Consider the following 24,854-nt stretch of genomic DNA (forward strand, 5'->3'; position numbering starts at 1 on the left):
CCTCTCCAATCCCCTGCCGCGTCCATCATTTTCATATGATTGTCAAAAGCTCAAGCCAGCTTGAAATTCCGCCCGATTGCGTCATTGTGACGATGGGACGGGCTTGGTTGACAAGGAGATCCACGATGGGACTGTTTGACAATGCCGTTCCGGGCGGCAACATCACCAAACCCCTGATGATCGCGCTCGGCGCGCTGCTGGTCGGAAAGATGCTGAGCGGCAGGAGTGCCGAACAGCCGGAGCAACCCCAAACTCCCGTACCGGCCGAGCCCAGTGAAACCACGGCCGGCGATGGCGGCCTGCTTGGCGGACTGGGCGGCCTGCTCGACAAATTGAAGAACTCCGGCCACGGCAACGTCGCTGATTCCTGGGTCGGCACCGGCCAGAACCAGCCGATCAACGCCAACGACCTGGGCAACGCGATCGGACCGCAGGTCATCCGCGAGATCGCGCAACGGACGGGACTCGACGAGCAGGAACTGCTCAAGCAATTGAGCACGGCCTTGCCTGGCATCGTCGACAAGCTGACGCCGAACGGCCAGGTGCCGCAGCAACACCAGGTCGCGTCGGCCTTCAACAGCTGAAGCGAGCGGACAGCCATCCTCTGGAGCGCTGCGCGACCTGGCCGCGCAGTGTTTCAGCTTGCCGATGGCGTGGGTTGGAGATCTGGAGCGGGTAGCGGGAATCGAACCCGCATATTCAGCTTGGAAGGCTGCTGCTCTACCACTGAGCTATACCCGCGCCGTGCACTGAAGTACCGGATTCCACGGAAAAGCGCCATGCGCTTTTCGCCTCCGACGCTTTCACGTTTCAGGGCTTCCGGGCCGGCAGTGGTGGAGAGGGTTGGATTCGAACCAACGTAGGCTAAGCCAACGGATTTACAGTCCGTCCCCTTTAACCACTCGGGCACCTCTCCAGTCTGCCGCCGGAGCCATGCAACGAGGCATTCTTGCCGATCCGGACCCGAGTATCACTTCTCCGAAATCAGCGAAGCGCCTTATGGCGGCAAGGCCAGTGGGTGTCAACCGCGTGGCAAGGGTTTTTCGATGTTGTTCGCCGGCTGCGGCGACGGGCCATATCCCTGGCCGCCGGAGACCGCTATAGAAGCCGGCCATGAGCAACAAGACCGGCACCCCGAAAGACACCCACTACGCCAAGCTGCGTCGTGCACACCGCGACGAAAAGAGCGGCGGCGCGCCGGCATTCCGGCCGCGCCAGCCCATGCCGCCGGGCGAGAACGCAGCCGACGGGCTGGTGCGGCTCTATGGCCTGCATACGGTGCGCGCGGCACTCGACAATCCGCGCCGCAAGATCCGGAAAATGCTGGTGACGCGCAATGCCGCCGAGCGGCTGGGACTGGCCGACCTCGCGGCTCTGCCCTTCAAGGCGGAGCTGGTCGAACCCAGGGACATCGACAAGATCACGGGTTCGGATGCCGTGCACCAAGGCGCGTTGATCGAGGCCGAGCCGCTGAAGCCCAAGCGCCTCGACGCTCTTGGCGACACAAAGCTGGTGCTGGTGCTCGACCAGATCACCGATCCGCACAATGTCGGCGCCATCCTGCGCTCGGCGGTCGCCTTCGATGCCGGCGCGCTGATCACCACGGCGCGCCACAGCCCGCAGGAATCGGGCGTGCTGGCGAAATCAGCCTCCGGCGCGCTCGAACATATCGACCAGATCGAGGTCAAGAACCTGGCCGACGCGCTCGCGCAACTGCACGAGGCCGGCTTCCAGACAATCGGTCTCGATTCGGACGGCCCGGCCGAACTCGAAACGAGCTTTGCCGGCGACAAGCTTGCCCTGGTGCTGGGCGCGGAAGGCAAGGGCCTGCGCCATAAGACGCGCGAGACGGTGACGACACTGGCTCGCCTCGACATGCCCGGCGCCATCCGCTCGCTCAACGTGTCGAACGCGGCGGCGGTAAGCCTTTATGCGGCACGGAAATTCTTGAGGCAGTAGGGCAGTACGGCAGTAGGGTTTCCAAATCGGCCGGAACGGGCGGCTCCTACTGCCCTACCTCATGCCCGGCCATCCGCTCCAGCGCCCTGACCAGGGCCGAGTGATCCTCCCTGGCGCCGCCATTGGCGGTGCAGGAATTGAACAGTTGCTGGGTGGTCGACGTGTTGGGCAGGGAGACGCCGAGCGCCCTTGCGCCTTCCAGGGCGAGGTTGAGATCCTTCTGGTGCAGTTCGATGCGGAAACCCGGCGCGAAGGTGCGCCTGACCATGCGTTCGCCATGCACTTCGAGGATGCGCGAGGCGGCCAACCCGCCCATCAGCGCCTGCCTGACCTTGGCGGGGTCGGCGCCGGCTTTTGAAGCAAAAACAAGCGCTTCGGCGACGGCTTCAATGGTCAGCGCGACGACGATCTGGTTGGCGACCTTGGTGGTCTGGCCGACGCCGTTCGGTCCGACCAGGGTGATGTTCTTGCCCATCTTCTCGAAAACGGGCCTGGCGCGCTCGAACGCCCTCTCCTCGCCGCCGACCATGATGGTGAGCGATGCGGCCTTGGCTCCCACCTCGCCGCCCGAGACCGGCGCATCGAGATAGTCGCAGCCCAGTTCGTTGATTTTTTTGGCGAAGACCTTGGTCTCGATCGGTGAGATCGAGCTCATGTCGATGGCCAATTTGCCTTTGGAAAGACCTGATGCGACGCCGTTGTCGCCGAACAGCACCTCGGCCACGTGCGGTGTGTCGGGCACCATGGTGATGATGATATCGGCGGCCTTCGCCACGGCGGCATGGCCGGTGACAGTTTTCAGTCCCTTGGCCACCAGTTCGGCCTGTGGCCTGGAGCGGTGGTCGCTGGCGATCACCGTGTAGCCGGCGTCCAGCAAATGTCCCGCCATCGGCGCGCCCATGATGCCAAGGCCGATGAAGCCGATGGTTTCCATTGTGGTTCTCCGTCTTGTTGAGGTTGCGTTCCTTCACGCCCCCCTCTGGCCTGCCGGCCATCTCCCCCACAGGTGGGGAGATTGGCAGTTTCGGCGCTGGCCCCAACTTTCCCGGTTCAAAATTTAGCGAAGCCGCCGGTGACATCCAACCTCCGCCCTTGGTGGGGGAGATGGCCGACAGGCCAGAGGAGGGCGTGAAGGAACGCGAGTTCGATTTCGACAGCTAAGCCGCGGCACTTCCCTGCCCGGCCAGCTCCCTTAACCAACCCAACCCTTGCTCAGTTCCGGCCTTCGGCTTGTATTCCGCGCCGACCCAGCCGGAATAACCAATGCGGTCGATATGCTCGTACAGGAAGGGATAGTTGATCTCGCCCGTCCCCGGCTCGTGACGGCCGGGATTGTCCGCAAGCTGGATATGCGCGATGCGGCCGAGGTTTGCCTCGATGGTACGGGCGAGATCCCCCTCCATGATCTGCATGTGGTAGATGTCGTATTGCAGGAACAGGTTCTTCGAGCCGACGCGGTCGATCAGCGCCAGCGCCTGGTCGGAATAATTGAGGAAGAAGCCTGGAATGTCGCGCGTGTTGATCGGCTCGATCAGCAATTTGATACCGGCCTGCTCCAGTTTCTCCGCCGCGAAGGCGAGGTTCTCGGCAAACACATCCTCGAGCACCTTGCGGTCGACGCCGGCGGGCGCGATGCCTGCCAGGCAATTGACCTGTGAGCAGCCGAGCGCCTGCGCGTAGGCGATCGCCTTGGCGATGCCCTGGCGGAATTCCGGCACTCGGTCCGGCAAAACGGCGATACCGCGCTCGCCCTTGCCCCAGTCGCCCGCCGGCAGGTTGAACAGCACCTGTGTCAGGCCGTTCTTCTTCAGCCGCGCGGCCACCACCTCGGGCGCATGGTCGTAGGGGCCTATATATTCAACGCCTTTGAAGCCCGCGCGGGCAGCTGCGTCAAAACGTTCGAGGAAGTCATGCTCGCCAAAGAGCATCGAAAGATTGGCTGAAAAACGCGGCATTCTTTTTGTCCTTCTTCCGTCCTAGTCGAGCATCACGATCGCTGTCGGGGCATCCTCTTGATGTTCGGCAAGGTCTTCGAATTCGGTGATCTTGTCGATCTCGGTGCCCATCGAGATATTGGTGACGCGTTCGAGGATGAATTCGAGCACTACGGGAACCTGATGCTCCTTCATCAGCCGCTGCGCCTCCTTGAAGGCACCGGCGAATTCTTCCGGTTTGCGCACCCTGACCGCCTTGCAGCCCATCGCCTCGGCAACAGCGACGTGGTCGACGCCGTAGCCGGCCTCGGGATCGTCCGATCGGTTGATGTTCTCAAAAGCAAGGCTAACCTCGTAATCCATCGAGAAGCCGCGCTGCGCCTGGCGGATCAGGCCGAGATAGGCATTGTTCACGACGACGTGGATGTAGGGCAGCCTGTGCTGCGCGCCGACCGCCAGTTCCTCGATCATGAACTGGAAGTCATAGTCGCCCGACAGCGCCACGATGGTCCGGTCGGGATCGGCGGCGCGCACGCCAAGGGCTGCCGGCAGTGTCCAGCCGAGCGGGCCGGCCTGGCCGCAATTGATCCAGTTGCGCGGCTTGTAGACATGCAGGAACTGCGCGCCGGCGATCTGCGACAGGCCGATCGTGGTGACGTAGGTGACGTCGCGCCCGAACGCCTTGTTCATCTCCTCATAGACGCGCTGCGGCTTCAGCGGCACCTGGTCGAAATGCGTCTTGCGCTTCATGGTCTTCTTGCGGCCCTGGCATTCCTTCGCCCAGCCCGACCAGTCGCGCAGTCTTCCGGCCGTTTTCCATTCGGTGGCGACGTCGAGCAGCATCTTCAGCGCAGCGCCCGCATCCGAGACGACGCCGAGATCCGGGGCAAACACACGGCCGATCTGCGTCGGCTCGATGTCGACATGGATGAACTTTTTTCCCTTGGTGTAGACATCGACCGAACCGGTGTGGCGGTTGGCCCAGCGGTTGCCGATGCCGAAGACGAAGTCGGCTTCCAGCATCGTCGCGTTGCCATAGCGGTGCGAGGTCTGCAGGCCGCACATGCCGGCCATCAGCCGATGGTCGTCGGGGATCGCGCCCCAGCCCATCAGCGTCGGGATGACGGGCACGCCGGTAATCTCGGCGAATTCTATCAGCAGGTCCGACGCATCGGCATTGATGATGCCGCCGCCGGCGACGATCAGCGGCTTTTCGGCGGCGTTGAGCATCGCCAGAGCCTTCTCGGCCTGGGCGCGCGTCATCGCCGGCTTGAACGGCGCGAGCGGCTCATAGGCGTCGATGTCGAACTCGATCTCGGCCAATTGGACGTCGACCGGCAGGTCGATCAGCACCGGTCCCGGGCGCGAAGACCTCATCAGGTGAAATGCCTTCTGAAGCGCCATCGGCACGAGATAAGGCTCCATGACGGTGACCGCCCATTTGGCGACGGGCGACGCGATGGCGGCGATGTCGACGGCCTGGAAATCCTCCTTGTTCAGCCGCGCCCGCGGCGCCTGGCCGGTGATGCAGAGGATCGGGATGGAATCGGCTGCGGCCGAGTAGAGCCCGGTGATCATGTCGGTGCCGGCCGGGCCGGACGTGCCGATGCAGAGCCCGATATTGCCTGCCTTGGCCCTGGTGAAGCCTTCGGCCATGTGCGACGCGCCCTCGACATGACGGGCCAGCACATGGCGGATCGTGCCCCTCGCCTTCAGGGCCGAGTAGAGCGGATTGATCGCCGCGCCCGGCACGCCGAAGGCGCAGGCGATGCCTTCCTTTTCGAGAACGAGAACCGCAGCATCGACAGCGCGCATCCTGGCCATTGTTCCGACCCTCCACAGGGTTGTGATTGTTGGATAACCGAGAATGTCAGCAAGCCCGCTATTTTTCAATTTTTTCAGAATATTTTTTCATTTCTAAGAAACTGCCGTTGCCAATTGATTTCCTTTCTCTTTTTGTTTTCCAAAAAGTGGCAATGCAGAACGCGTGAAAAACTTTTTCATTGTCCGTTCGGGAAAATCGGGCATGATGGCGTAAATGGAAACCGCTGAAAAACGCCAGCGCGGCCGGCCGCGCGCCTTCAACGGCCCGTCGGAGGCGGCTTCGGTGCAGTCGTTGGACCGGGCCTTGCGCATCCTGGCCATCGTTGCCGAAGGCAGCGGCCTGTCGCTGAGCGAGATATCGGCTCACAGCGGTCTGGCTGCCTCCACCGCCTACCGCATGCTGACGACGCTCGAAAACCACGGCATGGTCGAGTTCGACAGCTCGGACCAGCTTTGGTCGATCGGCGTCGAGACCTACCGGATGGGCGCGGCGTTCCTGCGCCGCCGCAAGCTGGTCGACCGCGCGCGCATCGTCATGCAGGAGCTGATGGAGAAAACCGGCGAGACCGCCAATCTCGGCGTCGCCGAGGACGATTGCGTGGTGTTCGTCAGCCAGGTCGAGACCCACCAGGCGATCCGCGCCTTCTTCCGACCGGGCACGCGGAGCCCTTTTCACGCATCCGGCATCGGCAAGGCGGTGCTGGCCCATCTCGAGCCGGAGCGCGTCGGAGCCATCCTGCGCAAGGCCGGCCTGCAGCGCTTCACCGACAGGACGCTGTCCGACATCCCTGCCCTCGCGCATGATCTCGCGACGATCAAGCTGCGCGGCTGGTCGGTCGACGACGAGGAACGGCACCCAGGCATGCGCTGCGTGGCATCAGCCATCTTCAACGAATTCGGCGAGCCGATCGGCGGAGTCTCGGTGTCGGGCCCGACGGTTCGGGTGACGCCTGAACGGCTGGCCGAGATCGGCCCGCTGGTGCACAGCGCCGCGGCCGAGGTGACCAAGATGATCGGCGGCGTGCAAACCGGATGATCAACCTGCTCCGGGCAGCGCGCTTCTGCTCGCAAGATCGAAGAAATCGAGCAGGATCGCCATGCCGACACCGCAGGCGGTGAAGACGAGGCCGGTGATGAAGATGCGGTTGGCGCGTTCATAGGCGCTCAGCCGCAGGCACTTTGTGTCGAGCAGAAGCGACAATGCCCGCATCTGCAAGGCGATGCCGGCCAGGATGGGCAGCACGGCGACGAGATGATAGGTCTGCCACGGGATCGGATTGGCGGCCCAATGCGTGATGAATCCCAGCGAAAACGCCAGCAGGATGCCGACGGCCGTGACCGTGCCGTTGCGGAAAATGATTTCGACCTGTTCCTCTTTCGGGTCCTGCTCGTCCAAGGATCACCCTCCCCCATATCGCCCGCAGATCATCGCCAAAGCAGATTAGGCCTTCGGGAAATGCCTGTACATTGCCGATCGCATCGACAAAACCGAGGACTTTCAGGCATCTCATTGAAAGTCGGCTATCCAACAGGCGTGCCGCTGTCCAAGCAATAGAAAAGAGGCTCGCCTGAGCCCCTCTTCTGGTGCTGAACGGTGCTCCTCCTCTCAGAGACGGCAGTAATGGCGATAGCCGTCGTAACCGATGTAGGTGTCGGAGTCCGGATCGTAGCTCGAATAGCGATCGAAGCAGCGGCGGACGTGCCACGAGCCGCCGTCCTCATCCACATAGACAGCGCGGGGCTGGGCAAGCAGGCTGCCCAGGACAAAACCGCCGACGCCGGCGGCGATGCCGATGCCGAGGCCATGGTGGTGGTGATGCGAATGAGCCGCCGAAGGCTGAACGGTGCCGACCAAAGCGGTGGCGGCGACGGTGGTGGCGATGAGGCTGGAAACGAGTGCGCGCTTGAACATGATGATCTCCTTGCTTCGTTTGGAGAGGCGACCCATCCGCCTCTTGATCATCTGTCGTTCGGCACAAGAAAAAGGTTCGAATCTTTTTTGAACGTGAACCGAGGAGGTCGTGCTGACGGCGGCCTGCAAGGGCCTGGCTAGACATTGATGACCGGTCCCATTTCGCCCAACGAAAAAGGACGGCCGAAGCCGCCCTTTCGGGAGAATTGGGTCCCTCCATCAAAGAAAGATGATCACCTTGCCGTGCTTGTGGTAATGATGGTTATGGTGCTTCCACCAAAACTTCTTGAAGTGCTTCTTGTGATGGTTGTGGTGATGATGGTGGCCGTGCATGCCGTGGGCCGACGACGTGCCGACGGTGCCGGCGAGCGCGCCGGTGGCGACGAAAATGGCAACGAGGCCTGAAACGAGAGTGCGCTGGAACATGATGATCTCCTGGATCTTTTGATCGAGGCGACCCATTCGCCTCTGACCATCAGTCGGCGCGGCGCGGGAAAAGGTTCGAAAGGTGGAGGAGATTTTTTTCGGCAAGGCCGGAGACGGGATGAATCGTGAGTAGTGAGTAGTGAGTAGTAGGCTATGAGCAGCAGGCTGACTACTGACTACTGACTACTGACTACTATTCACCACCCCATGCCCGTGACATGGCGCAGCCAGAAGGCGAGCGCGATGAAGCCGATGATGGTGGTGACGCCGGTCCAGTCGATATTGGCGTTCTTGACGCTCCTGATAAGCTTCACCAGAAGCATCCAGGCTATGACGACGATCGGCAGGATGATGACAAATCTGATCATGCGACAGCCTCGCCCAAGCGATTGCACCTGCCGTAGATATAGGAAGCGAATTGGCCGTTTTCAGGATGCCGTGCCTGTTGCCCGGCAGCGTTCATGAGCGCCTCAAAACCGACATTTGTCTTTACTGGCGCCGCAAATATGGCTAACCGGTGCCGCATGCCCTTGTAGCTCAGCTGGTAGAGCAGCGGTTTTGTAAACCGAAGGTCGCGGGTTCGATTCCTGCCGGGGGCACCACCCTTCGCTCTGTACGGCCCGGAGACATAGGTAACAGAATGTACCTAAGACATGGGTGACAACCTCGTGCCGAACGGGTTGTCGATGGTCTGCAAGGTCCTCTGTTCCAAGTCGATATACCCCAGATCATAGTGCATGAAGGAGACGAGCCAAATGCCGTCGTCGACTTCGCTGATTCCGAGCCTCTGGCCGGCGAGCACGGTGGAGATGTTGATTTTCTTCCTGTGCATGCAGATGCGGCCGCAGGCGGTGACGAGGATGTCCTTGTCATGGAAGGGATATTCCAGCCCGGGGAGGCCTTGATAGGCTCTTGAAGAGCCTCTGTAGAGCTCGGCTGGCACCTTCATGCCGATGGCCTCGTGGGGCCTCTCGTCATTGAATTCGCTCATGAAAGCATCGAACCTGGCCTGCTGCTGCAGGACGTTCATGCCCGGCGGCCGGGTCGTTTCGGCCTTGAGCGTGCGGTGCATGCGCCCATGGCGAGCGTTCTCGTGCGGGTTGCCGGGTCTGATGCGCTCGATGGCGATGCCGAGCCTCAGCCAGAACACCGACAGCCTCGATAGATTGTAGAGGCCGTTGGGGCTTGCGAAAGGAAGGCCATTGTCGCTTCTAATCGCTTCCGGCAGGCCACGTTCCTTGAAGAGCCGGACGAAAGCCTCAAGGACGGGAATCTCCTTTGTCGAGTCAAGGGCTTCGCAGGCCAGCAGATAGCGTGAAGCCTGGTCGGTGACGGTCAGGGGGTAACAGTAGCGGCCGTTGCCGAGCTTGAACTCGCCCTTGAAATCGGCGCACCAGAGATCGTTGGGCTGCATCGCCTGTGACAGTTGCGTGCCCGCGGCCTTGTTCGCCCGGTTCCTCTTGCGGGCCTGGCTCACAAGGCCGTGGCGGTCGAGCACGGCATGAACTGTGCTCTTGGCCGGAATGCGCACGTCGCCGGCCAGTTTCCTGATCAGCAACTCCCTGATCTTCCTGGCGCCCCAGTGCGGCTTCTCTTGCTTGTTTTCCACAATCATCCGCTCGATCTGGACCGGCAGTTGGTTGGCATAGCGCACCGGCCGCCGAGAGCGGTCCGTCAGTGCCTCAAGGCCCTCATCCTTGTAGCGATTGAAGATCTTGTAGCCCGTCTTGCGCGAGATGCCGAACTCCCGGCACACATCGCTCATGCCTTCCCCGTCCAGAAGACGGGCCACGAAGCGTAGACGTTCCTCCATCACCGAACACTCTCTCCACGGCATCAACACCTCCGGCCAAAAGCCAAAAGTGTTACCCATGTGTCCGGTACAAAACGTCACCTATGTCTCGGGTCGCTCACTCTTCAAGCTTCGGGTGGCAGGCCACCCAGCCCGTTATAAGAACACCAGATCTCGCAAAACGAAGGAGTGTCCTCCGAAGCCTGTCGCAGGAGGACTGCTCATGCGAAGAGGCGAAACCCAGCGGACTTTCGCTAGGAGGCTGTCGCGACCTGGCCGGCTGCCACTTCGCCGCCGAACGTGTTCTTCACCCTGACGGACTTGTAGACGTAGGCGACCCAAGCCCCGGTGAGGATGAACGACAGGACGGGTGTCGCCAGCGCATCTCCAGCAAGGATCTGGCTCACCGGGACGCCCAGAGTTGATGAGATCAAGATCGTGTCCAGGACGAACACAACCGGTATCGCAATCCACTGAACCAGAAACAATTGTGGAAAGCGTCGGCTTCGCCGCAGCATCGAAATGAGCACAACCAGTTGAAGCGCCAGAAATGCCAGATTGAGGGCAACCTCGCTATACACCGCAACCAGTCCATTTGGCAGGGGCATGAGTTGCCGGTAACCCTCGGCCGAATTGGCCAAGTCGGCGAGCGTGCGCAGCGGCGACAAAACCTGACCGATCGCAAGCAGCATAAGCCAGCCACCGAATCCTACAAGAGCCGCCGGGCCCTGTGACGGCTTCACGGCTGAGCGAACCGCAAAGAAAACAGGCACGCCGATGATCAGCAGTACGATCGTCCAATGCCAGATTGAAAACGTCCCCATTAACCTCTCCCCTTCGCACTCCTATAAGTTGTATCAGATTTCAAATTCAACTCAAGAGGCGACTTCGCGTGCAATGTGGTCGGTGCCGAAGCGGCGACTTTCTCCTGCTGTCCTGAGTCTCGAGCCGCAACCCGGAACCAAACCCGGCCGGAGACGGTTAACGATCGAAGGGACCGCAAACTCTGTAGCGGAACAATGATCGAACTCTTGGACATGGAACTGGCCAGAGCCAGGCAGCGGATTGGCCGAGCGGTACTCGCCCTCAAACGAGCGGAAGAAATGCTGGACGGAGACTGTGGCGTCGGCATCAATCTCGCGCTTTGCAGCAGGATAAGGTCCGCGCAGCGGCGCGTCACCGAAGCGCGAGAGCGCCTGACGAAGATCGATCCGACCGATCACTGATTTTTACCTGCGACACTGCGGCCGCGTCTTTCCTTTCGGTCGATGCTTCGAAGGAATCGCTGATTAGGCCCAGCGGCTACGCTGCCCTGTGCGCGGGGCCCGGCGGTGTAGACGGGCGCCGCCGTTGGCACTCATCGTCAGTCACACTGGCAGCGGAAGCTGGTTCATGCCGCGGTCGCTTCCATCCTCACATCCCGATCGCCGCCACCAGGATCCGGTTCTGCCGTCGGATCGCCGCGCGCAGTTCCGCTATCCTTGCCTCGTCGCGCTTCACGAACTCGATGAACATCATGTTCATGTTGTTGAAGACCAGCTCACCCACCGCCTGCCCGTCGATGTCGCGCCGCACCAGGCCGATCTCCTGCAGCCTTGCGATCAGGGCGCGGATCTGTTGCGTCAGAGCGCGGTCGAGCGCCGTGTAGGCCTGGCCGAACGGGCTGTCGGGCAGTTGCGTCGAGATCGCCATCGCCTGGCGCCACATCTCCTTGCTGAGATAGTGCAAGGAGTGCTCGATATAGATGCCGATCAGCGTGTCCAGCGCATCGCCGACATTGGCCGGTGGGCTGTCGACCACGCCTCGCCCGGCATTCAGCACCTCGTTGACCTCCATGGAGACGATGGCGCCGAGGATGTCGCCCTTATTCTGGTAGTAATTGTAAATCGTCCCGATCGACACTTCGGCCTGGGCCGCGATCACCTCGATCTTGGCGCCTTCATAGCCGGCCTCGCGGAAAAGCTCGGCCGCCGCCTCGATGATGCGGCGGTGCCGGTCGGCCTTTTGCCTTGCCCTCAATCCACTCATGCCGGCTGTCTGCCACAGAAACAGAATTGACTCAATTTTAGAATTGGTTCAATTTTTTGCAAGAAGCCACAAAGGCAAGGGAGAACACTCGATGTCCGCACGATCCACAGCCAACAATCCGCTTTCAATCCTGAAGAGACATCTGGGCGCCGCTTGCGGCGCCACGGCGCTGGTGCTCTCAGCAGCCGGCGCCAGCCAGGCCGCCGATCTCAACGCCCTGATCTGGTGCGATCATGCCGACCCGGCGCTGCTGCAGCCCTTCGAAGAGGCCAACAACGTCAAGGTCAACGTCAAGGAATTCGAGGGCACCGGCGCGGGGCTCGCCATCGTCGAACAGTCGCAACCCGGCGACTGGGACGTGATGGTGATCGACAGCATCGACGTGCCGCGCGGCGTGGAAAAAGGCCTGTTCGAGCCGCTGCCGGAGGACAAGCTGCCGTTGGGCGACCTCTTTCCGCAGGTGAAGATGGACAACTCCACCGTGGTCGGCGGCAAGCGCTACGGCATCACCGAAAAGTTCGGCTACAACACGATCGGCTTCAACAAGACCAAGGTCGACCCGGCCGACATGCAATCCTTGGCGTCGCTGACAAGCGACAAGTACAAGGGCAAGGTCGCCATCTACGATTATTACCTGCCGGTCATCGGCATGGCAGCACTCGCCATCGGCAAGAAAACGGCTGAACTCACCGAGGCCGATCTTCCCGCCCTCAAGGCCGAACTGCTCAAGATGAAGGCCAACGCCAAGCTGGTCGGCGAGGTGACCGCCAGCCAGACAGCGCTCGCCACCGGTGAAGTCGATATTCTGGTCGGCGGCGGCGAATGGGTGACGGCGGGCCTGGCCAAGGAGAACCCGGCGCTGGACTTCTCGATCCCCAAGGAGGGAGCGGTGCTGTGGTCGCAGTCGCTCGCCATGTTCAAGGACTCCAAGAACAAGGACGTGGCGCTGAAATTCATCCAGTATATCATGAGCCCGGAAGGCCAGGCCCGTCTTGCCACATCCTCCTGCTATTGGGGCATGCCGGCGAACAGCAAGGCGGCACTCACCGACGACCAGAAGAAGATCCTGCGCTTCGACGAGCAGCCCGAGTTCCTTGCCCGCGCCCAGGCCTATCCGGCGCCGAACGCCGACCTCGACAAGAAGATGCAGGACATGTGGACCGAGATGCTGCAGGCGCAGTAGACGGCCGTCGTGAGCAGCACCGCGAACAAGGCCCTGCCCTGGGCGCTGGTTACGCCGGCGCTCGGCTGGACCTTGCTGTTCTTCGTGTTGCCTTTCATCGCCATGGGGCTTTCCAGCCTGACGTCGCATGAGGGCGGCGGCTTCACATCAGCCAATTATAGCCAGTTCTTCACCAATCCTGCCTATTGGCAAGCGATGGTGAATTCGCTGGAGGTGACGGCGATCGTCACGGTGGTCTCGGTGCTGCTCGCCTATCCTTTCGCCTGGATCCTGGCCGAACAGGTGCCGGAACGCTGGCAGCGGCTGGCGCTGATGCTGGCCGTGCTGCCGTTCTGGACGTCCTATGTCGTGCGCTCCTATTCCTGGCTTCTGGTGCTGGCGCAGAACGGCGTCATCAACCGGACGCTGACCGGCATCGGCTTGACCAGCGAACCGCTGCAGCTCGCCAATACGCGCTTCGCCACCGTGACCGGCTTCGTGCATTTCTTCGTCATGCTTTTGACGCTGACGATCTTCGCCAATTTGAAGCAGCTCAGTCCGAGCTACCGCAAGGCCGCCGCTGATCTCGGCGCCGGGCCGGTGCGCACCTTCCTGCATGTCATCCTGCCGCTGACCTTGCCCGGCATCATGGTCGGCGCCTTCCTGACCTTCGTGCTGTGCATCGGCGACTACATCACGCCGCAGATCCTCGGCGGCAACAACGAGCTGGTCATGCCGCAGCTGGTGATGATGCAGATCGGCCGGCGCGGCGATTTTCCGCTGGCCTCCGCCCTGTCGATTATCCTGATGGCGGTCGTGACCATCGCCTATCTCGCCTGCGCCCGCTGGCTGAAGATCGAGCGGGCCTGAGATGCGCCTGATCGTCCGAACCGCTTCCTGTCTCTACGCGATCGCCATCTATGCCTTCATTTTCCTGCCGGTGATCGTGCTCGTGCTGTTCTCGCTGCAGGCAACCTCCTTCCCCATCCCGCCCTTCACCGGCCCGTCGCTGCGCTGGTACCAGGCCGTCCTGTCCGATACGCGGCTGACCTCGGCGCTGGTGAACTCGCTGCTGGTGGCCGTCCTTTCGTCGCTCGCGGCCGTCACGCTCGGCTTCCTCAGCGCCTGGGCGTTCGCGCGCTTCGTGCTGCCGGGTTCGGCCCTGCTGCGAGGGTTGATCACGCTACCGCTTACCGTCAGCTATCTCATCATCGGCATGGGGCTGCTGGTGCTGTTCAACTGGGCCGGCGTGCCGAAATCGCTGATGGCCGCCGGCATCGGCCATGTCGTGATCAACCTGCCGCTCTGCTTCGCCATCGTCTACAGCCAGATGGGCGACCACCAGATCAACATCGAGCGCGCCGCGCGCGATCTCGGCGCGCCGGAATGGAAAGTGCTGCTCTTGATTACTGTGCCTGTCATGGCGCCGGCCATCTTCGCCGGCTTCTTCCTGTCGATGACCTTTTCCTGGGACGAATTCGTGATCTCCTTCCTGCTGACACGCTTCGAAACCACGCTGCCGGTCGAAATCTGGAATCTGCTGCGCTCTGGCCTCAACCCCAAGACCAACGCAGTCGGCTCGCTGGTGTTCGCCGTTTCCATCGTGCTGGTGGTGCTGTTCGAATTGACATTGCTGCGGAGGAAGCCGGCATGAGCGCGCCCCTGGTCGACATCCGCGGGGTCTCGCACCGTTTCGGCCAGCTGGCGGTGCTGAAAGACGTATCGCTGCGGATAGAGCCCGGTAGCTACACCATCCTGCTCGGACCGTCGGGCTCCGGCAAGACGACGCTTTTGTCGATTTTGGGCGGCTTCGTCACACCGAGCGAAGGCAAGGTGTTCATCCGAGGCGAGGACTGCACCGCCGTTCCGCCGGCAAAGCGCCCGACAACGACGGTGTTCCAGGATTATGCGCTGTTTCCGCATATGAGCGTCGGCGGCAATGTCGGTTTTGGCCTGCGCATGCAAGGCGTCGATGGCGCGACACGCGCCGCGCGGGCGCGTGAGACGCTGGCGCTGGTCGGGCTGGATGCCGCCTTCGACAAGAAGCCGCACCAGCTCTCCGGCGGCCAGCGGCAGCGCGTAGCGCTGGCGCGCGCACTGGTGATCGAGCCCGCCGTGCTGCTGCTCGACGAGCCGCTCGGCGCGCTCGACCTCAAACTGCGCCGGCAGATGCAGGACGAATTGAAAGCGATCCAAAAGCGCGTCGGCACCGCCTTCATCCATGTCACCCACGACCAGGAAGAAGCGATGGCGCTGGCCGACCACTGCGTGGTGATGAGTGATGGCCGCATCGAGGACGAAGGGCCGCCCGAACGCGTCTATGCGCGCCCAAAGACACGCTTTTCGGCGACTTTCATGGGCGAGAGCACCATTCTTCGCGGAACGGTGGCGGAGATGATGGACAGGACAAGCACTGTCGCGACACAGGTCGGGCCGGTCTCGGCGTCCGGAGCGTTGCCGGTGGGATCGGCGGTTGCCTTGGCCATCCGGCCGGAGCACCTTGCCCTGGGCGCGACCTCAGGCGCCACAAAGCTGGGCAAGGCGCAGGTCAGCGATGTCGTTTTCCAGGGCAGCTTCAAGCGCGTGCTCGCGGTCTCCGCTGAAGACGCCACGCTGCAATTCATCGCCAAACTGCCCGCGACGTCCGTCGTGCAGCCGGGCGACACGGTCTCGGTTTCCTGCGATACAGACAAGATCATCCTGCTGACGGATTGAACATGGGCATGCTTGCGGTCGTCGACGCACCTGACTGGTACGAAACCATCGGCATGGGCGACGGTGTCACGCTGATCCACGAGCCATGGATCAAACCGTTCTTCCGCTGCAATATGTGGCATGTGCGCGGCCGCGACCGCGACCTGCTGTTCGATACCGGGCTTGGCCATTTCAGCCTCAGGCGCCATGTGCCGCTGGTCAGCGAGCGCAAGCTCACCTGCGTCGCCAGCCACACGCATTTCGATCATATAGGCTGCCACCATGAATTTCCCGAACGTTGCGTGCACCGCGCCGAGGCTGAAATCCTCGCCGATCCGCGCAACGAATGGACGGTGGCGGACCGCTACGCCAATGAAGAGATGTTCGATCGCCAGCCGGAAGGTTGGGACACGGCGCGCTATCGCATCATGCCCGCCCCGGCGGACCGCCTGCTCGAACATGGCGACATCGTCGACCTCGGCGATCGCGCCTTCGAGGTGATCCACACGCCCGGCCATTCGCCAGGCGGCATCGCGCTGTACGAGAAGAAGACCGGCATCCTGCTTTCCGGCGACATCATCTATGACGGCCCGCTGATCGACGACGTCTACCATTCCGATATCGGTGATTATTTGGGGACGATGTTTGCCATGCGCGGCCTCGACGTCTCGGTCGTGCATGGCGGCCATTTCCCGAGTTTCGGCAAGGTGCGCTATCGCCAGCTGATCGACGAGTATCTGGCACAGAAACGCCAGGCCGGCTGCCATCTGCAACCACGCTCCTAGCAGTCAGCTTGTTTTGACCTACAGCGCCCTTTGCGGACAAGGCATTCCGGCAGCATCGCCGCAGCGCGAGGCCGTGGGCAAGGGCCTGAGGCTTGTTTCTTCCGAGCGGCGCACCAGTTCGGCGAAGACAAGCGCGAAGCTTCCCAGCACGACGGAGATGATGATCAGGCGTGTTACCAGCAATATGTTGGTCCCGGCTGGCGCGTGTCCCCGGAATCGGGCTCGACTCTCGAAGGATTCACGCACGATCAAAAGTGCCACAGCGTCTTTCGTATCCTGAAAGGCATAAAATCGCTGTGGGCGCCCCCACGCCACCATGCCGGCTAACATGATCGATGCGGCTTTACGAGAGTTTAAGCCCGGCCTTAACCATCACATTGGCTCGTTCCCTGATATGATTCGCGACTGCCGGTTCGAACCGCACGTCTGCGGGCTCTCTTTGCACACAGGCCCGCCCATGCTACCCCGGCCCAGCCGCCAACCGGTCACCGTCGGGGAGCCATGAGCAAAGCCGCCAACAGCATCGCCTTCGTCTCGTCCGGCACGCCTGACGCCAAAGCGGCGCTGGAAAGCCTGTCGGCGCGCTATGGCCAGCATTCGGTCGCGGAAGCCGATGTCGTCGTGGCCCTGGGCGGCGACGGTTTCCTGCTGCAAACTTTGCGCGATACAATGGGAACCGGCAAAAAGGTCTACGGCATGAACCGTGGCACCATCGGCTTCCTGATGAACGAATATCGTTCCGGAGGTCTCGCCGAGCGCATCGCGGCCGCGGTCGCCGAAACGATCCGTCCGCTGGAGATGCAGGCCGTTACCTCGGATGGCGAAACCGTCTCGGCGCTGGCCATCAACGAAGTGGCGTTATGGCGCCAGTCCTATCAGACGGCCAAGATCCGCATCACCATAGATGACCAGGTACGGCTCGAGGAACTGAATTGCGACGGCGTGATGATTGCCACGCCGGCTGGCTCCACCGCCTACAATCTTTCGGCGCATGGGCCCATCCTGCCGCTCGACGCGCCGCTGCTGGCGCTTACCCCCGTCAGCCCGTTTCGCCCCCGCCGCTGGCGCGGCGCTTTGCTTTCCAACAAAGCAACCGTGCGCTTCGACATACTAGAGGCGGAAAAGCGGCCGGTGAACGCCGCCGCCGACCATACGGAGGTCAAGGCCGTAGCTTCCGTGACGGTGCGGGAATCAGCGACGGCGACCGCAACTTTGCTGTTCGATCCCAATCACTCCTGGAACGAACGCATACTGGCGGAACAGTTCCGTTATTGAGCCGATATTGAGCCGGCGCGCGGATAAGCGGCCGGATCAGACATAGTAATTAAGGTTACGACTTCACAATCGAGCCATTGCCGGCCGTTTGTGTTGACAAATCGCGGGCTTGCGCCTAGTTGCAGTGATGATCTTGCGGGCGCGCGGCGCCTGCCGCGACGGATGCCGTTGCGCTTCCCCGAACAGCCAAAGACAGCCAGAACTTGTCCTCAGACACCCAGACCGCTCAAGAAGCGTTGACTTTCGCGGACCTCGGCCTATCGCCGAAGGTCCTTTCCGCAGTCACCGACGCCGGCTACCTCAAGCCGACGCCGATCCAGGCCGGCGCCATTCCGCACGCGCTTCTGGGCAAGGATGTGCTTGGCATAGCACAGACCGGTACCGGCAAGACGGCCTCCTTCGTGCTGCCGATGCTGACACGACTGGAAAAGGGCCGCGCCCGCGCCCGCATGCCCCGCACGCTGATCCTGGAGCCGACCCGCGAGCTTGCGGCGCAGGTCGAGGAAAACTTCATAAAATACGGCAAGAACCACAAGCTCAACATCGCACTGCTGATCGGCGGCGTGTCGTTCGACGAACAGGACAAGAAACTGGAGCGTGGCGCCGACGTGCTCATCGCGACGCCCGGCCGCATGCTCGACCACCGCGAGCGCGGCAAGCTCTTGCTCAACGGCGTCGAGATCCTCGTCATCGACGAAGCCGATCGCATGCTCGACATGGGCTTCATTCCCGATATCGAGCGTATCTGCGAGATGATCCCCTTCACCCGGCAGACGCTGTTCTTCTCGGCGACGATGCCGCCCGAGATCACCAAGCTGACCGAAAAGTTCCTGCACGCGCCGGTGCGCGTCGAGGTTTCAAAGGCCGCCTCCGCCGCGACCAACATCATCCAGCGGCTGGTGAAGTCCGGTTCCAAACCCTGGGACAAGCGCGAGACGCTGCGCAACCTGATCAAGGCCGAGGATGCGGAGCTGAAGAACGCCATCATCTTCTGCAACCGCAAGATCGAGGTGTCGGAGCTGTTCCGCTCGCTGCTGAAATATGACTTCGACGCCGGCGCGCTGCATGGCGACATGGACCAGCGCGCGCGCATGCAGATGCTGGCCAATTTCCGCGACGGCAAGCTGCGGTATCTGGTCGCCTCCGACGTGGCCGCGCGCGGCCTCGACATTCCCGATGTCAGCCACGTCTTCAACTATGACGTCCCGATCCATGCCGAGGATTACGTCCACCGAATCGGCCGTACCGGCCGCGCCGGGCGCTCCGGAAAATCCTTCACCATCGCGACCAAGTCCGACACCAAGTACATCGACGCCATCGAACGGCTGATCGGCACCAAGATCGAGTGGCATGACGGTGACCTGTCGACGGTGGTGGCCAGCGAAGGCGAGGACGAAGCACCGCGCCGTGGCCGCGGTGCGCCGCGGCGCGCCGGCCGCAAGGACGACGACCGCAAGGACAGGGGCGAGCGCAAGAGAGGCGGACGCCAGGCCAAGCACGGCGAAGACGCGGCACCGGAAACCGTGCGCGAGGAACAGCCGGTCGCGACCGAGGAAACGGTCGCCGGCACTGGTGAGCGGCGCACGCGCAAGGACGCTATCCGCTCGGAAAATTCCGAGCGCAAGAGCTCCGCGGCGCGCAGCGAGCGACGTGCACCGGAGCGCGGCGACACCAGGCCGCAGCGCGATGACCGTCGCCCTGCCCGCAACCGAGAAGACGAAAACGACGCCACCGTTGGCTTCGGCGACGACATGCCGGCCTTCATGCGCATCGTCGCCAAGGGCTGACCGACGAGTGGTTCCAAGACAAGACAGCCATCCGGCTTGCCCTCCCGGCAAGCTCCTGGCTGGGCTGGCCGTTACATCGGCCCAGGCATCATCTTGGTCGGTTTCTCCAACATCGGAAACTCGGCCTTGTTGCATTTCACGTTCGGGTTCGTCGGACTGAACATGCCGTTCGGATTATCACCCAGCCAGGCGTGAAGATCGTAGTGGACGAACTCCCTCGGGATGAGCGGATAGTGTCCCTCCATCGGACCCATGAAGGTTTGGCCAAACAGCTTCGGTGGCTCTTTGACGTCCGGCGTCAGCGGCACAAGCCATTCCGCCCCGACCAGGCGCAGACCGTTTTTCGTCGGCTCGTAGATCAGCACATTGGGGCGCATCGGGTCGAGTTTTTGGCCGACACTTGGGACGTTGACGAAATGGATGCCCATGGCGCCTTTCGGGTAGTACATCGCTCCGGATATCTTTTCTCCGCTATAGTAGACGCAGCCGACCGTCGACAGATAAAGGTCGCGGACAGCCGCAGTGTAGTCCTCATATTTGGCGAGCGACTTTTTCAAGGCCTCGATGTCAGCTTTGTTGGCATCCTCGGCTCGAGCCGCCGCGACGCCCAACCATGCGCTTACAAGACCTGTTAAAGCGAAGACGCCGCAGCGCCCAAGGCTGGCTGTTCTTGTCATGCATTCCTCCCAGATTTTTTTGATCTGGCCGTGCAAGACCGAGGCTGAAAAAGAAAATGCTTATTGCGCGGCCAAGTGTACCGCCTCATCCCCTCCGGAACAGCGACGATGCTATTCCTTTCCATGGCTGCGGGAAAGCGGTTATTTAGGACTGGCTAATTCTCTGGCACGCCAATCTCAATCTGAGCGCGGCGGTCGCGGCCGGTGAAGCTGTTGCCGTCATCGCCGAGCGACACCACCGTTGGCTTCGGCGACGACACGCCGGCCTTCATGCGCATCGTTGCCAAGGTCTGATATCGTCGTGTGTTGCAAGGACGCGCGGCCTCGCCGAAGATGGCGTGATGAAGCGTCTGGTGGAAGATTGGGTCTATGGTGGCGTGCTCGCCGGCCTCACTCTGTGCGTGGTGGCGATCGGGCTGGCCGCTCAATTGGAGACAGCCGAGTTCACCGTCTTCCTGCTGATTCCGATTTACATGCTCCATCAATACGAGGAGCATGCCGAAGACCGGTTCCGGCTTTTTGTCAACAAGATGCTCGGCGGCGGGGCGCCGCTGCTTACCCGCTTCGAAGTCTTTGTGATCAACGTACCGGGTGTATGGGGCATCTACTCCCTGGTTTTCACCCTCACTGTCACGGTCAATGCCGGAATAGGGCTGATCGCCGCCTACACCACCCTGATCAACGCTTTGGTTCACATCGCGCAGGCCATCAGGATGCGCAGCTATAACCCCGGGCTCATCACCGCAATTGTTTTGTTCGTACCCGCATCCAGCTGGTCGATCCTGACGCTTTCCGGTTCGGGAACGGGTTTCCATGTCCTTGGACTTGCGGCCGGGCTGATCATTCATGGACTGATCGTTGCCCATGTCGTCCGGCGGCAGCGCCTGACCCAATGAGCGACGGTCGATAAGCCGACCTCACCGTAAGATCATGGAAGAACCCGGGGGCCGCAGGCCTGGCCGTCGGTCGCATTTTGCAAACAAAACGGCCCCTTGCGAGGCCGTTTTTGCATTCTGATCGATGCTGCTCAGGTGAGCGGCGAAAGCTGGATCTCGACGCGACGGTTTTGAGCGCGACCCTCGGCGGTGGCATTGGACGCTACCGGACGGGTCTTGCCGAATCCGGTGACCGCGAAGCGGCGCGAATCGACGCCCTGGCCAGCCAGGTAGTTGGCGACCGCCAGCGCGCGGCGCTGCGACAGATCGAAATTATGCTGGTCGCCGCCGGTCGAATCGGTATGGCCGAACACGTCGACCGTGGTCTGCTTGAACTTCTTCAGCACCAGCGCGACCGAATTCAGCACTTGGTAAAAGCCGGGCTTCACCGCATCCTGATCGACGTTGAAGGTGATATCGGACGGCATATTAAGGATGATCTGGTCGCCGGAGCGGGTGACGCTGACGCCTGTGCCCTCCAACTGCCGGCGCAGTTCGGCTTCGTTCTGGTCCATGGTGGCGCCGATGGCGCCGCCAGCCAGCGCCCCGATGCCGGCGCCGATCAGCGCGTTGCGACGATCATTGCCGCCCGCAAGCAGGCCAAGGCTGGCGCCGGCCAAGGCGCCGAGGCCGGCGCCGGCCGCCGTATTGGAAATCTTCTGGTCGCCGGTATACGGATCGGTGGTGGTGCAGGCGCTCACCAGCACAGCCGTCGCCACGACGACGAGCACGGTCTTCTTCATAGGATTGTCCCTCTCCAAGTCACGCCTTGCGGTGGCGCCAAATCAGCCCTTCGCGCGACTTGTACCATGAAATGCGGCGAAAAGCGGAACGGGAAAAGCACCGGCGACGGCTTTTCCCCGGGGCACGATTTCCCCGATTGGGCGTCCAGGAATCTACCAGAGATTCTTGCCGTCGATGGCCACCACTTCGACCTTGTCCAGGTCGAAATCGTCGAACAACCGCGAGTTGACACTGATCTTGGGATTGTCGAAATCCGGCTCTCCGCTCGACCAGTCCGGTGTTTCGGTGAAGGTCCCGCAGCCGCAGGTGTCGCAAAAACCGTGCTTAACGGTCTTTGATCCCCACTGATAGAAGGAAACATTCTTCTGCGGCGTGAGGAGCTTGAACTGCGCCGGAGTGTAGTAGGCCCAAAGCGAGCCGCGTTTCGAGCAGAACGAACAAGTGCACTGCGTCAGCGTCTGCGGTGCTTGCGAAACCTCGAATATCGTCGCCTTGCAGTGGCAGCTTCCCTTGATGGTCATGGACGTCACCTCTCCCTTGTCCGCCGCCCGCAGGCAACGCAACACAAAGGAGCGGTCCTGGCAACCGTCCGTCAGCAGGCCCCCGCCCATCGCGGTCCGGGCCGGTCGCCGCTGCGCCTCCCGGGCCTAGTAGGAGCGCGGCGGCACGAACAGGCAGATCGTCTTACCGGCGTCTAGACCCGCTTGATGCGCGCACCAGTGGAATTCGCCGTCCGGGCTGTCCTTCACACGCTTGTCGGTCATCGGGACAACTTCCCCCGTGCCGGCGATCACATAACCCTCGGGTTTTTCCAAAACCTCGCCCGTATGGGCCGTGCGGCAATCGTAGTTAGCGCAGCATGCGAATGGATAGCTCCAACCCAGCGGCTTCGCCGCCGTAGGCTTGGCGTCGTGGGCGAAGGCAGGCGCCATCGGCAACGCAATCGCTGCGATTGCAAGCAGGCAGAGCATGAGTCGGCCCACCGCGGCCCGAGCCGATTTTGATGGGGCAGCAGACATGGAAGCGCTCCTTTCGACGAGCATCAAGCGTTTCGCTTGCCCGTTCCTGAAACGTGTCTTCCCAGCGGCCGGATCGTCAGCACGCATTTCTGCCGCGCCCGGCCATAGATGCTTTTGTCTCCCCTCGACCATGGATGGTGGGCCGATTTGTGAGTCGGCGCAAGAAACCACTGCATGCCGATGTCGCAGGCTGAATGCCGCGCATCGGCAACAGAAAACAGGCGCCGTCTCTCGATTGGATAGGCAGGCACAACCATGCCCAGCAGACGGGATCGCAGATAACGAGATTCAGCGAGAGAAGTTCCGGCCTATTCGCCAGCAGGTCCTGTGATCACGTGTTCGTCATACTGCGGCAGGCCGTCGCTGATCGTGTACCACGGCGCCTTGGAACCGACGAAGATATGCTCGGTCGGGCGGATGCTCGGGTTGTCGACGAGCGTTCCCATCGCGACATGGACGAAGGCGCCCTGGCGCACGACCGAATAGAGCAGCGAACCGCACCGCTTGCAGTGCGCGTCATGGCCGTTGTCGTCGCCGAAGACCAGCAACATGTCGTGGCCCTTGGTCAAGACAAACTTGGCGCGTTCGATGCCCGCGAAGGGCTTGAAAGCCGAACCTGTCGTGCGCCGGCAGTTCGAGCAATGGCAATTCGCCGCGTACAGGAACTCGTCAGCGACCGCATAGTGCACCGCGCCGCAGAAGCACTTTCCAACAAGCTTGCGAGCCATCATCCAATCCAAATGTGTGGCACTGTAGGCGCCGGCCCTAATCCAGGTCCGCCACCGCTTCCCCAGCACCACCCTCGATGCGTTGCGACAGCGAGGCTTCCATGAAGTCATCGAGGTCGCCATCGAGCACGCTCGACGGGCTGGTGCTTTCGACACCTGTGCGCAGATCCTTCACCAACTGATAGGGCTGCAGCACGTAGGAGCGAATCTGGTGACCCCAGCCAATGTCGCTCTTCGATGCTTCGGTGGCGTTGGCGACGGCTTCGCGCTTCTTCAGCTCTTCCTCGTAAAGACGCGAGCGCAGCATCTCCCAGGCCTTTGCCCGATTTTTGTGCTGCGAGCGTTCGGCCTGGCAGGCGACCGCGATGCCGGTTGCGAGATGGGTAATGCGCACCGCCGAATCGGTGGTGTTGACGTGCTGGCCGCCTGAACCGGACGAACGATAGGTGTCGATGCGCACGTCGGATTCGGAAACGTCGATCTCGATCGTATCGTCGATGACGGGATAGACCCAGACGCTGGCGAAGGATGTGTGCCGGCGCGCGTTGCTGTCATAGGGTGAAATGCGCACCAGCCGGTGGACGCCGGACTCCGTCTTCAGCCAGCCATAGGCATTGTGGCCCTTGATCAGCAGCGTCGCGGACTTGATGCCGGCTTCTTCGCCGTCATGCACTTCCAGCACCTCTACCTTGAAGCGGCGGCGCTCGGCCCAGCGCGTGTACATGCGCAGCAACATCGAGGCCCAATCCTGGCTTTCGGTGCCGCCGGCGCCTGCGTGGATTTCGAGATAGGTGTCGTTGGCGTCGGCTTCGCCCGACAGCAGCGTCTCGACCTGGCGGGCCTTCGCCTCGCCTTGCATCGAGCGGATCGCTGCCTCAGCCTCGGCAACGACGCTCTCGTCGCCCTCTTCCTCGCCGAGTTCGATCAGGCCGATATTGTCTTCCAGCGCCTGGGTCAGGCCCCTGACCGCCGCGATGCCTTCCTCGAGGCCCTGGCGCTCGCGCATCAGCTTCTGCGCTTCCAGCGGTTCGTTCCAGAGGCTGGCGTCCTCGGCGCGGACGTTGAGATATTCAAGCCGCTTTATGGCCTGATCCCAGTCAAAGATGCCTCCTCAGCAGGGTAATTGCCTGCCTGATCTCGTCGACAATATTCTGCGTTTCCGCGCGCATGGCC

The 24,854-nt window shown here is 62.0% G+C and carries 30 protein-coding genes and 3 tRNA genes; 13 read left to right on the forward strand and 20 right to left on the reverse strand.

The genetic code is table 11. The features are described from left to right. Positions 1–125: 125 nt before the first annotated feature. Positions 126–584 carry a YidB family protein gene (locus FJ940_RS07105; protein ID WP_140655955.1) on the forward strand — a complete coding sequence of 153 codons (459 nt, stop codon included), beginning with the start codon at positions 126–128 and terminating at the stop codon, positions 582–584. An 83-nt stretch (positions 585–667) separates the two neighbouring features. Here FJ940_RS07105 and FJ940_RS07110 read toward each other — a convergent pair. Continuing rightward, positions 668–741, reverse strand: a tRNA-Gly gene (locus tag FJ940_RS07110). Positions 742–831: 90 nt separating this feature from the next. After that, positions 832–916 (reverse strand) — tRNA-Tyr (locus FJ940_RS07115). A 197-nt stretch (positions 917–1,113) separates the two neighbouring features. Between FJ940_RS07115 and FJ940_RS07120 the strand changes: the two genes are divergently transcribed. Continuing rightward, complete coding sequence (locus FJ940_RS07120; protein WP_140655958.1) at positions 1,114–1,959, forward strand: RNA methyltransferase; 846 nt, start codon at positions 1,114–1,116, stop codon at positions 1,957–1,959. 46 nt (positions 1,960–2,005) lie between these two features. On the opposite strand, the gene FJ940_RS07125 is transcribed toward FJ940_RS07120, so the two are convergent. The 3 genes from FJ940_RS07125 to gcl form a co-directional block, all read right to left on the reverse strand. Next, on the reverse strand, positions 2,006–2,893 hold the full coding sequence (locus FJ940_RS07125) for a 2-hydroxy-3-oxopropionate reductase (protein WP_140493563.1): 888 nt from the start codon (positions 2,891–2,893) through the stop codon (positions 2,006–2,008). Between the two features lie 223 nt (positions 2,894–3,116). After that, a complete protein-coding gene (gene hyi, locus FJ940_RS07135) occupies positions 3,117–3,914 on the reverse strand; it encodes a hydroxypyruvate isomerase (RefSeq protein WP_140493566.1) in 798 nt (265 codons plus the stop codon). 21 nt (positions 3,915–3,935) lie between these two features. Then, a complete protein-coding gene (gene gcl / locus FJ940_RS07140; protein WP_140655961.1) occupies positions 3,936–5,717 on the reverse strand; it encodes a glyoxylate carboligase in 1,782 nt (593 codons plus the stop codon). A gap of 214 nt (positions 5,718–5,931) precedes the next feature. On the opposite strand from gcl, the gene bhcR reads away from it, so the two are divergent. After that, the gene (gene bhcR, locus FJ940_RS07145) at positions 5,932–6,753 is read left to right on the forward strand and encodes an HTH-type transcriptional regulator BhcR (RefSeq protein WP_140493574.1); all 822 of its coding nucleotides are present in this window, start codon (positions 5,932–5,934) and stop codon (positions 6,751–6,753) included. On the opposite strand, the gene FJ940_RS07150 is transcribed toward bhcR, so the two are convergent. From FJ940_RS07150 to FJ940_RS07165, 4 genes are all read right to left on the reverse strand, one after another. Beyond that, complete coding sequence (locus FJ940_RS07150; protein ID WP_140493579.1) at positions 6,754–7,113, reverse strand: hypothetical protein; 360 nt, start codon at positions 7,111–7,113, stop codon at positions 6,754–6,756. A gap of 210 nt (positions 7,114–7,323) precedes the next feature. Further along, positions 7,324–7,629 carry a BA14K family protein gene (locus FJ940_RS07155; protein ID WP_140493582.1) on the reverse strand — a complete coding sequence of 102 codons (306 nt, stop codon included), beginning with the start codon at positions 7,627–7,629 and terminating at the stop codon, positions 7,324–7,326. 219 nt (positions 7,630–7,848) lie between these two features. Continuing rightward, on the reverse strand, positions 7,849–8,055 hold the full coding sequence (locus FJ940_RS07160) for a hypothetical protein (protein WP_140493585.1): 207 nt from the start codon (positions 8,053–8,055) through the stop codon (positions 7,849–7,851). Between the two features lie 197 nt (positions 8,056–8,252). After that, complete coding sequence (locus FJ940_RS07165; protein ID WP_140493589.1) at positions 8,253–8,423, reverse strand: hypothetical protein; 171 nt, start codon at positions 8,421–8,423, stop codon at positions 8,253–8,255. Positions 8,424–8,581: 158 nt separating this feature from the next. Here FJ940_RS07165 and FJ940_RS07170 point away from each other — a divergent pair. Beyond that, positions 8,582–8,657: transfer RNA gene (locus FJ940_RS07170), tRNA-Thr, on the forward strand. Between the two features lie 44 nt (positions 8,658–8,701). Here the strand turns inward: FJ940_RS07170 and FJ940_RS07175 are convergent. Further along, positions 8,702–9,892, reverse strand: a complete 1,191-nt coding sequence (locus FJ940_RS07175) for a helix-turn-helix domain-containing protein (protein ID WP_140493592.1) — start codon at positions 9,890–9,892, stop codon at positions 8,702–8,704. 209 nt (positions 9,893–10,101) lie between these two features. Continuing rightward, positions 10,102–10,671: a DUF2569 family protein gene (locus FJ940_RS07180; RefSeq protein WP_140493595.1), complete on the reverse strand. Its 570-nt coding sequence runs from the start codon at positions 10,669–10,671 to the stop codon at positions 10,102–10,104. Positions 10,672–10,866: 195 nt separating this feature from the next. Between FJ940_RS07180 and FJ940_RS07185 the strand changes: the two genes are divergently transcribed. After that, complete coding sequence (locus FJ940_RS07185) at positions 10,867–11,073, forward strand: hypothetical protein (RefSeq protein ID WP_140493598.1); 207 nt, start codon at positions 10,867–10,869, stop codon at positions 11,071–11,073. Between the two features lie 187 nt (positions 11,074–11,260). Here the strand turns inward: FJ940_RS07185 and FJ940_RS07190 are convergent, their stop codons facing one another. Continuing rightward, positions 11,261–11,875, reverse strand: coding sequence for a TetR/AcrR family transcriptional regulator (locus FJ940_RS07190; RefSeq protein WP_140655964.1), 615 nt, complete (start codon positions 11,873–11,875; stop codon positions 11,261–11,263). A 91-nt stretch (positions 11,876–11,966) separates the two neighbouring features. On the opposite strand from FJ940_RS07190, the gene FJ940_RS07195 reads away from it, so the two are divergent. Genes FJ940_RS07195 through FJ940_RS07215 form a run of 5 tightly spaced genes read left to right on the forward strand, consistent with a single transcriptional unit; the run spans position 11,967 to position 16,516 of the window. Further along, complete coding sequence (locus FJ940_RS07195; RefSeq protein ID WP_140584184.1) at positions 11,967–13,058, forward strand: spermidine/putrescine ABC transporter substrate-binding protein; 1,092 nt, start codon at positions 11,967–11,969, stop codon at positions 13,056–13,058. 9 nt (positions 13,059–13,067) lie between these two features. Then, positions 13,068–13,907, forward strand: a complete 840-nt coding sequence (locus FJ940_RS07200; RefSeq protein WP_140517631.1) for an ABC transporter permease — start codon at positions 13,068–13,070, stop codon at positions 13,905–13,907. A 1-nt stretch (position 13,908) separates the two neighbouring features. Further along, entirely contained in the window at positions 13,909–14,691 is a 783-nt protein-coding gene (locus FJ940_RS07205; protein WP_140517632.1) for an ABC transporter permease, read from the forward strand. Then, complete coding sequence (locus FJ940_RS07210) at positions 14,688–15,752, forward strand: ABC transporter ATP-binding protein (protein ID WP_140522146.1); 1,065 nt, start codon at positions 14,688–14,690, stop codon at positions 15,750–15,752. The genes FJ940_RS07205 and FJ940_RS07210 overlap by 4 nt, the downstream gene beginning before the upstream one ends. Before the next feature lie 2 nt (positions 15,753–15,754). Beyond that, positions 15,755–16,516, forward strand: coding sequence for an MBL fold metallo-hydrolase (locus FJ940_RS07215; RefSeq protein WP_140655968.1), 762 nt, complete (start codon positions 15,755–15,757; stop codon positions 16,514–16,516). 18 nt (positions 16,517–16,534) lie between these two features. Here FJ940_RS07215 and FJ940_RS28405 read toward each other — a convergent pair whose 3' ends face one another. Beyond that, positions 16,535–16,699: a hypothetical protein gene (locus FJ940_RS28405; RefSeq protein WP_181167386.1), complete on the reverse strand. Its 165-nt coding sequence runs from the start codon at positions 16,697–16,699 to the stop codon at positions 16,535–16,537. Between the two features lie 318 nt (positions 16,700–17,017). On the opposite strand from FJ940_RS28405, the gene FJ940_RS07220 reads away from it, so the two are divergent. Beyond that, entirely contained in the window at positions 17,018–17,791 is a 774-nt protein-coding gene (locus tag FJ940_RS07220; protein ID WP_140493621.1) for an NAD kinase, read from the forward strand. A 203-nt stretch (positions 17,792–17,994) separates the two neighbouring features. Further along, positions 17,995–19,578: a DEAD/DEAH box helicase gene (locus FJ940_RS07225; protein WP_181167385.1), complete on the forward strand. Its 1,584-nt coding sequence runs from the start codon at positions 17,995–17,997 to the stop codon at positions 19,576–19,578. Between the two features lie 71 nt (positions 19,579–19,649). Here FJ940_RS07225 and FJ940_RS07230 read toward each other — a convergent pair whose 3' ends face one another. Both FJ940_RS07230 and FJ940_RS28965 read right to left on the reverse strand, forming a co-directional pair. Then, positions 19,650–20,255, reverse strand: coding sequence for a hypothetical protein (locus FJ940_RS07230; RefSeq protein WP_140494984.1), 606 nt, complete (start codon positions 20,253–20,255; stop codon positions 19,650–19,652). A gap of 155 nt (positions 20,256–20,410) precedes the next feature. After that, complete coding sequence (locus FJ940_RS28965; RefSeq protein WP_263483010.1) at positions 20,411–20,542, reverse strand: hypothetical protein; 132 nt, start codon at positions 20,540–20,542, stop codon at positions 20,411–20,413. A gap of 54 nt (positions 20,543–20,596) precedes the next feature. Between FJ940_RS28965 and FJ940_RS07235 the strand changes: the two genes are divergently transcribed. Continuing rightward, positions 20,597–21,151, forward strand: coding sequence for an HXXEE domain-containing protein (locus FJ940_RS07235; protein ID WP_210242424.1), 555 nt, complete (start codon positions 20,597–20,599; stop codon positions 21,149–21,151). Between the two features lie 131 nt (positions 21,152–21,282). On the opposite strand, the gene FJ940_RS07240 is transcribed toward FJ940_RS07235, so the two are convergent. The 5 genes from FJ940_RS07240 to prfB all read right to left on the reverse strand — a co-directional run bounded on the left by FJ940_RS07240 (position 21,283) and on the right by prfB (position 24,850). Next, on the reverse strand, positions 21,283–21,933 hold the full coding sequence (locus FJ940_RS07240) for an OmpA family protein (protein ID WP_140493627.1): 651 nt from the start codon (positions 21,931–21,933) through the stop codon (positions 21,283–21,285). A 153-nt stretch (positions 21,934–22,086) separates the two neighbouring features. Continuing rightward, positions 22,087–22,455 (reverse strand): GFA family protein, encoded by a 369-nt coding sequence (locus FJ940_RS07245; protein ID WP_140493629.1) that lies wholly within the window; start codon positions 22,453–22,455, stop codon positions 22,087–22,089. Positions 22,456–22,581: 126 nt separating this feature from the next. After that, a complete protein-coding gene (locus tag FJ940_RS07250) occupies positions 22,582–22,953 on the reverse strand; it encodes a hypothetical protein (protein WP_140493631.1) in 372 nt (123 codons plus the stop codon). Between the two features lie 308 nt (positions 22,954–23,261). Next, positions 23,262–23,681 (reverse strand): GFA family protein, encoded by a 420-nt coding sequence (locus FJ940_RS07255; RefSeq protein WP_140517633.1) that lies wholly within the window; start codon positions 23,679–23,681, stop codon positions 23,262–23,264. A 37-nt stretch (positions 23,682–23,718) separates the two neighbouring features. Next, a protein-coding gene (gene prfB, locus FJ940_RS07260) for a peptide chain release factor 2 (RefSeq protein ID WP_140493636.1) occupies positions 23,719–24,850 on the reverse strand; the annotation gives its coding sequence in 2 pieces (ribosomal slippage) (positions 23,719–24,783 and positions 24,785–24,850; 1,131 coding nt in all). Between the last annotated feature and the right edge of the window lie 4 nt (positions 24,851–24,854).

Origin of the sequence: Mesorhizobium sp. B2-3-7 (assembly GCF_006442695.1) — a bacterium.
In the GTDB taxonomy this organism is placed as follows: Bacteria; Pseudomonadota; Alphaproteobacteria; order Rhizobiales; family Rhizobiaceae; genus Mesorhizobium.

Excerpts from the sequence above, each read along its gene's own strand:
- FJ940_RS07105 (WP_140655955.1), top strand. The coding sequence starts at position 126 with ATGGGACTGTTTGACAATGCCGTTCCGGGCGGCAACATCACCAAACCC.
- FJ940_RS07120 (WP_140655958.1), top strand. The coding sequence starts at position 1,114 with ATGAGCAACAAGACCGGCACCCCGAAAGACACCCACTACGCCAAGCTG.
- FJ940_RS07125 (WP_140493563.1), bottom strand. The coding sequence starts at position 2,893 with ATGGAAACCATCGGCTTCATCGGCCTTGGCATCATGGGCGCGCCGATG.
- hyi (WP_140493566.1), bottom strand. The coding sequence starts at position 3,914 with ATGCCGCGTTTTTCAGCCAATCTTTCGATGCTCTTTGGCGAGCATGAC.
- gcl (WP_140655961.1), bottom strand. The coding sequence starts at position 5,717 with ATGGCCAGGATGCGCGCTGTCGATGCTGCGGTTCTCGTTCTCGAAAAG.
- bhcR (WP_140493574.1), top strand. The coding sequence starts at position 5,932 with ATGGAAACCGCTGAAAAACGCCAGCGCGGCCGGCCGCGCGCCTTCAAC.
- FJ940_RS07155 (WP_140493582.1), bottom strand. The coding sequence starts at position 7,629 with ATGTTCAAGCGCGCACTCGTTTCCAGCCTCATCGCCACCACCGTCGCC.
- FJ940_RS07160 (WP_140493585.1), bottom strand. The coding sequence starts at position 8,055 with ATGTTCCAGCGCACTCTCGTTTCAGGCCTCGTTGCCATTTTCGTCGCC.
- FJ940_RS07165 (WP_140493589.1), bottom strand. The coding sequence starts at position 8,423 with ATGATCAGATTTGTCATCATCCTGCCGATCGTCGTCATAGCCTGGATG.
- FJ940_RS07175 (WP_140493592.1), bottom strand. The coding sequence starts at position 9,892 with ATGCCGTGGAGAGAGTGTTCGGTGATGGAGGAACGTCTACGCTTCGTG.
- FJ940_RS07180 (WP_140493595.1), bottom strand. The coding sequence starts at position 10,671 with ATGGGGACGTTTTCAATCTGGCATTGGACGATCGTACTGCTGATCATC.
- FJ940_RS07185 (WP_140493598.1), top strand. The coding sequence starts at position 10,867 with ATGATCGAACTCTTGGACATGGAACTGGCCAGAGCCAGGCAGCGGATT.
- FJ940_RS07190 (WP_140655964.1), bottom strand. The coding sequence starts at position 11,875 with ATGAGTGGATTGAGGGCAAGGCAAAAGGCCGACCGGCACCGCCGCATC.
- FJ940_RS07195 (WP_140584184.1), top strand. The coding sequence starts at position 11,967 with ATGTCCGCACGATCCACAGCCAACAATCCGCTTTCAATCCTGAAGAGA.
- FJ940_RS07205 (WP_140517632.1), top strand. The coding sequence starts at position 13,909 with ATGCGCCTGATCGTCCGAACCGCTTCCTGTCTCTACGCGATCGCCATC.
- FJ940_RS07210 (WP_140522146.1), top strand. The coding sequence starts at position 14,688 with ATGAGCGCGCCCCTGGTCGACATCCGCGGGGTCTCGCACCGTTTCGGC.
- FJ940_RS07215 (WP_140655968.1), top strand. The coding sequence starts at position 15,755 with ATGGGCATGCTTGCGGTCGTCGACGCACCTGACTGGTACGAAACCATC.
- FJ940_RS07220 (WP_140493621.1), top strand. The coding sequence starts at position 17,018 with ATGAGCAAAGCCGCCAACAGCATCGCCTTCGTCTCGTCCGGCACGCCT.
- FJ940_RS07230 (WP_140494984.1), bottom strand. The coding sequence starts at position 20,255 with ATGACAAGAACAGCCAGCCTTGGGCGCTGCGGCGTCTTCGCTTTAACA.
- FJ940_RS07235 (WP_210242424.1), top strand. The coding sequence starts at position 20,597 with ATGAAGCGTCTGGTGGAAGATTGGGTCTATGGTGGCGTGCTCGCCGGC.
- FJ940_RS07240 (WP_140493627.1), bottom strand. The coding sequence starts at position 21,933 with ATGAAGAAGACCGTGCTCGTCGTCGTGGCGACGGCTGTGCTGGTGAGC.
- FJ940_RS07245 (WP_140493629.1), bottom strand. The coding sequence starts at position 22,455 with ATGACCATCAAGGGAAGCTGCCACTGCAAGGCGACGATATTCGAGGTT.
- FJ940_RS07250 (WP_140493631.1), bottom strand. The coding sequence starts at position 22,953 with ATGTCTGCTGCCCCATCAAAATCGGCTCGGGCCGCGGTGGGCCGACTC.
- FJ940_RS07255 (WP_140517633.1), bottom strand. The coding sequence starts at position 23,681 with ATGGCTCGCAAGCTTGTTGGAAAGTGCTTCTGCGGCGCGGTGCACTAT.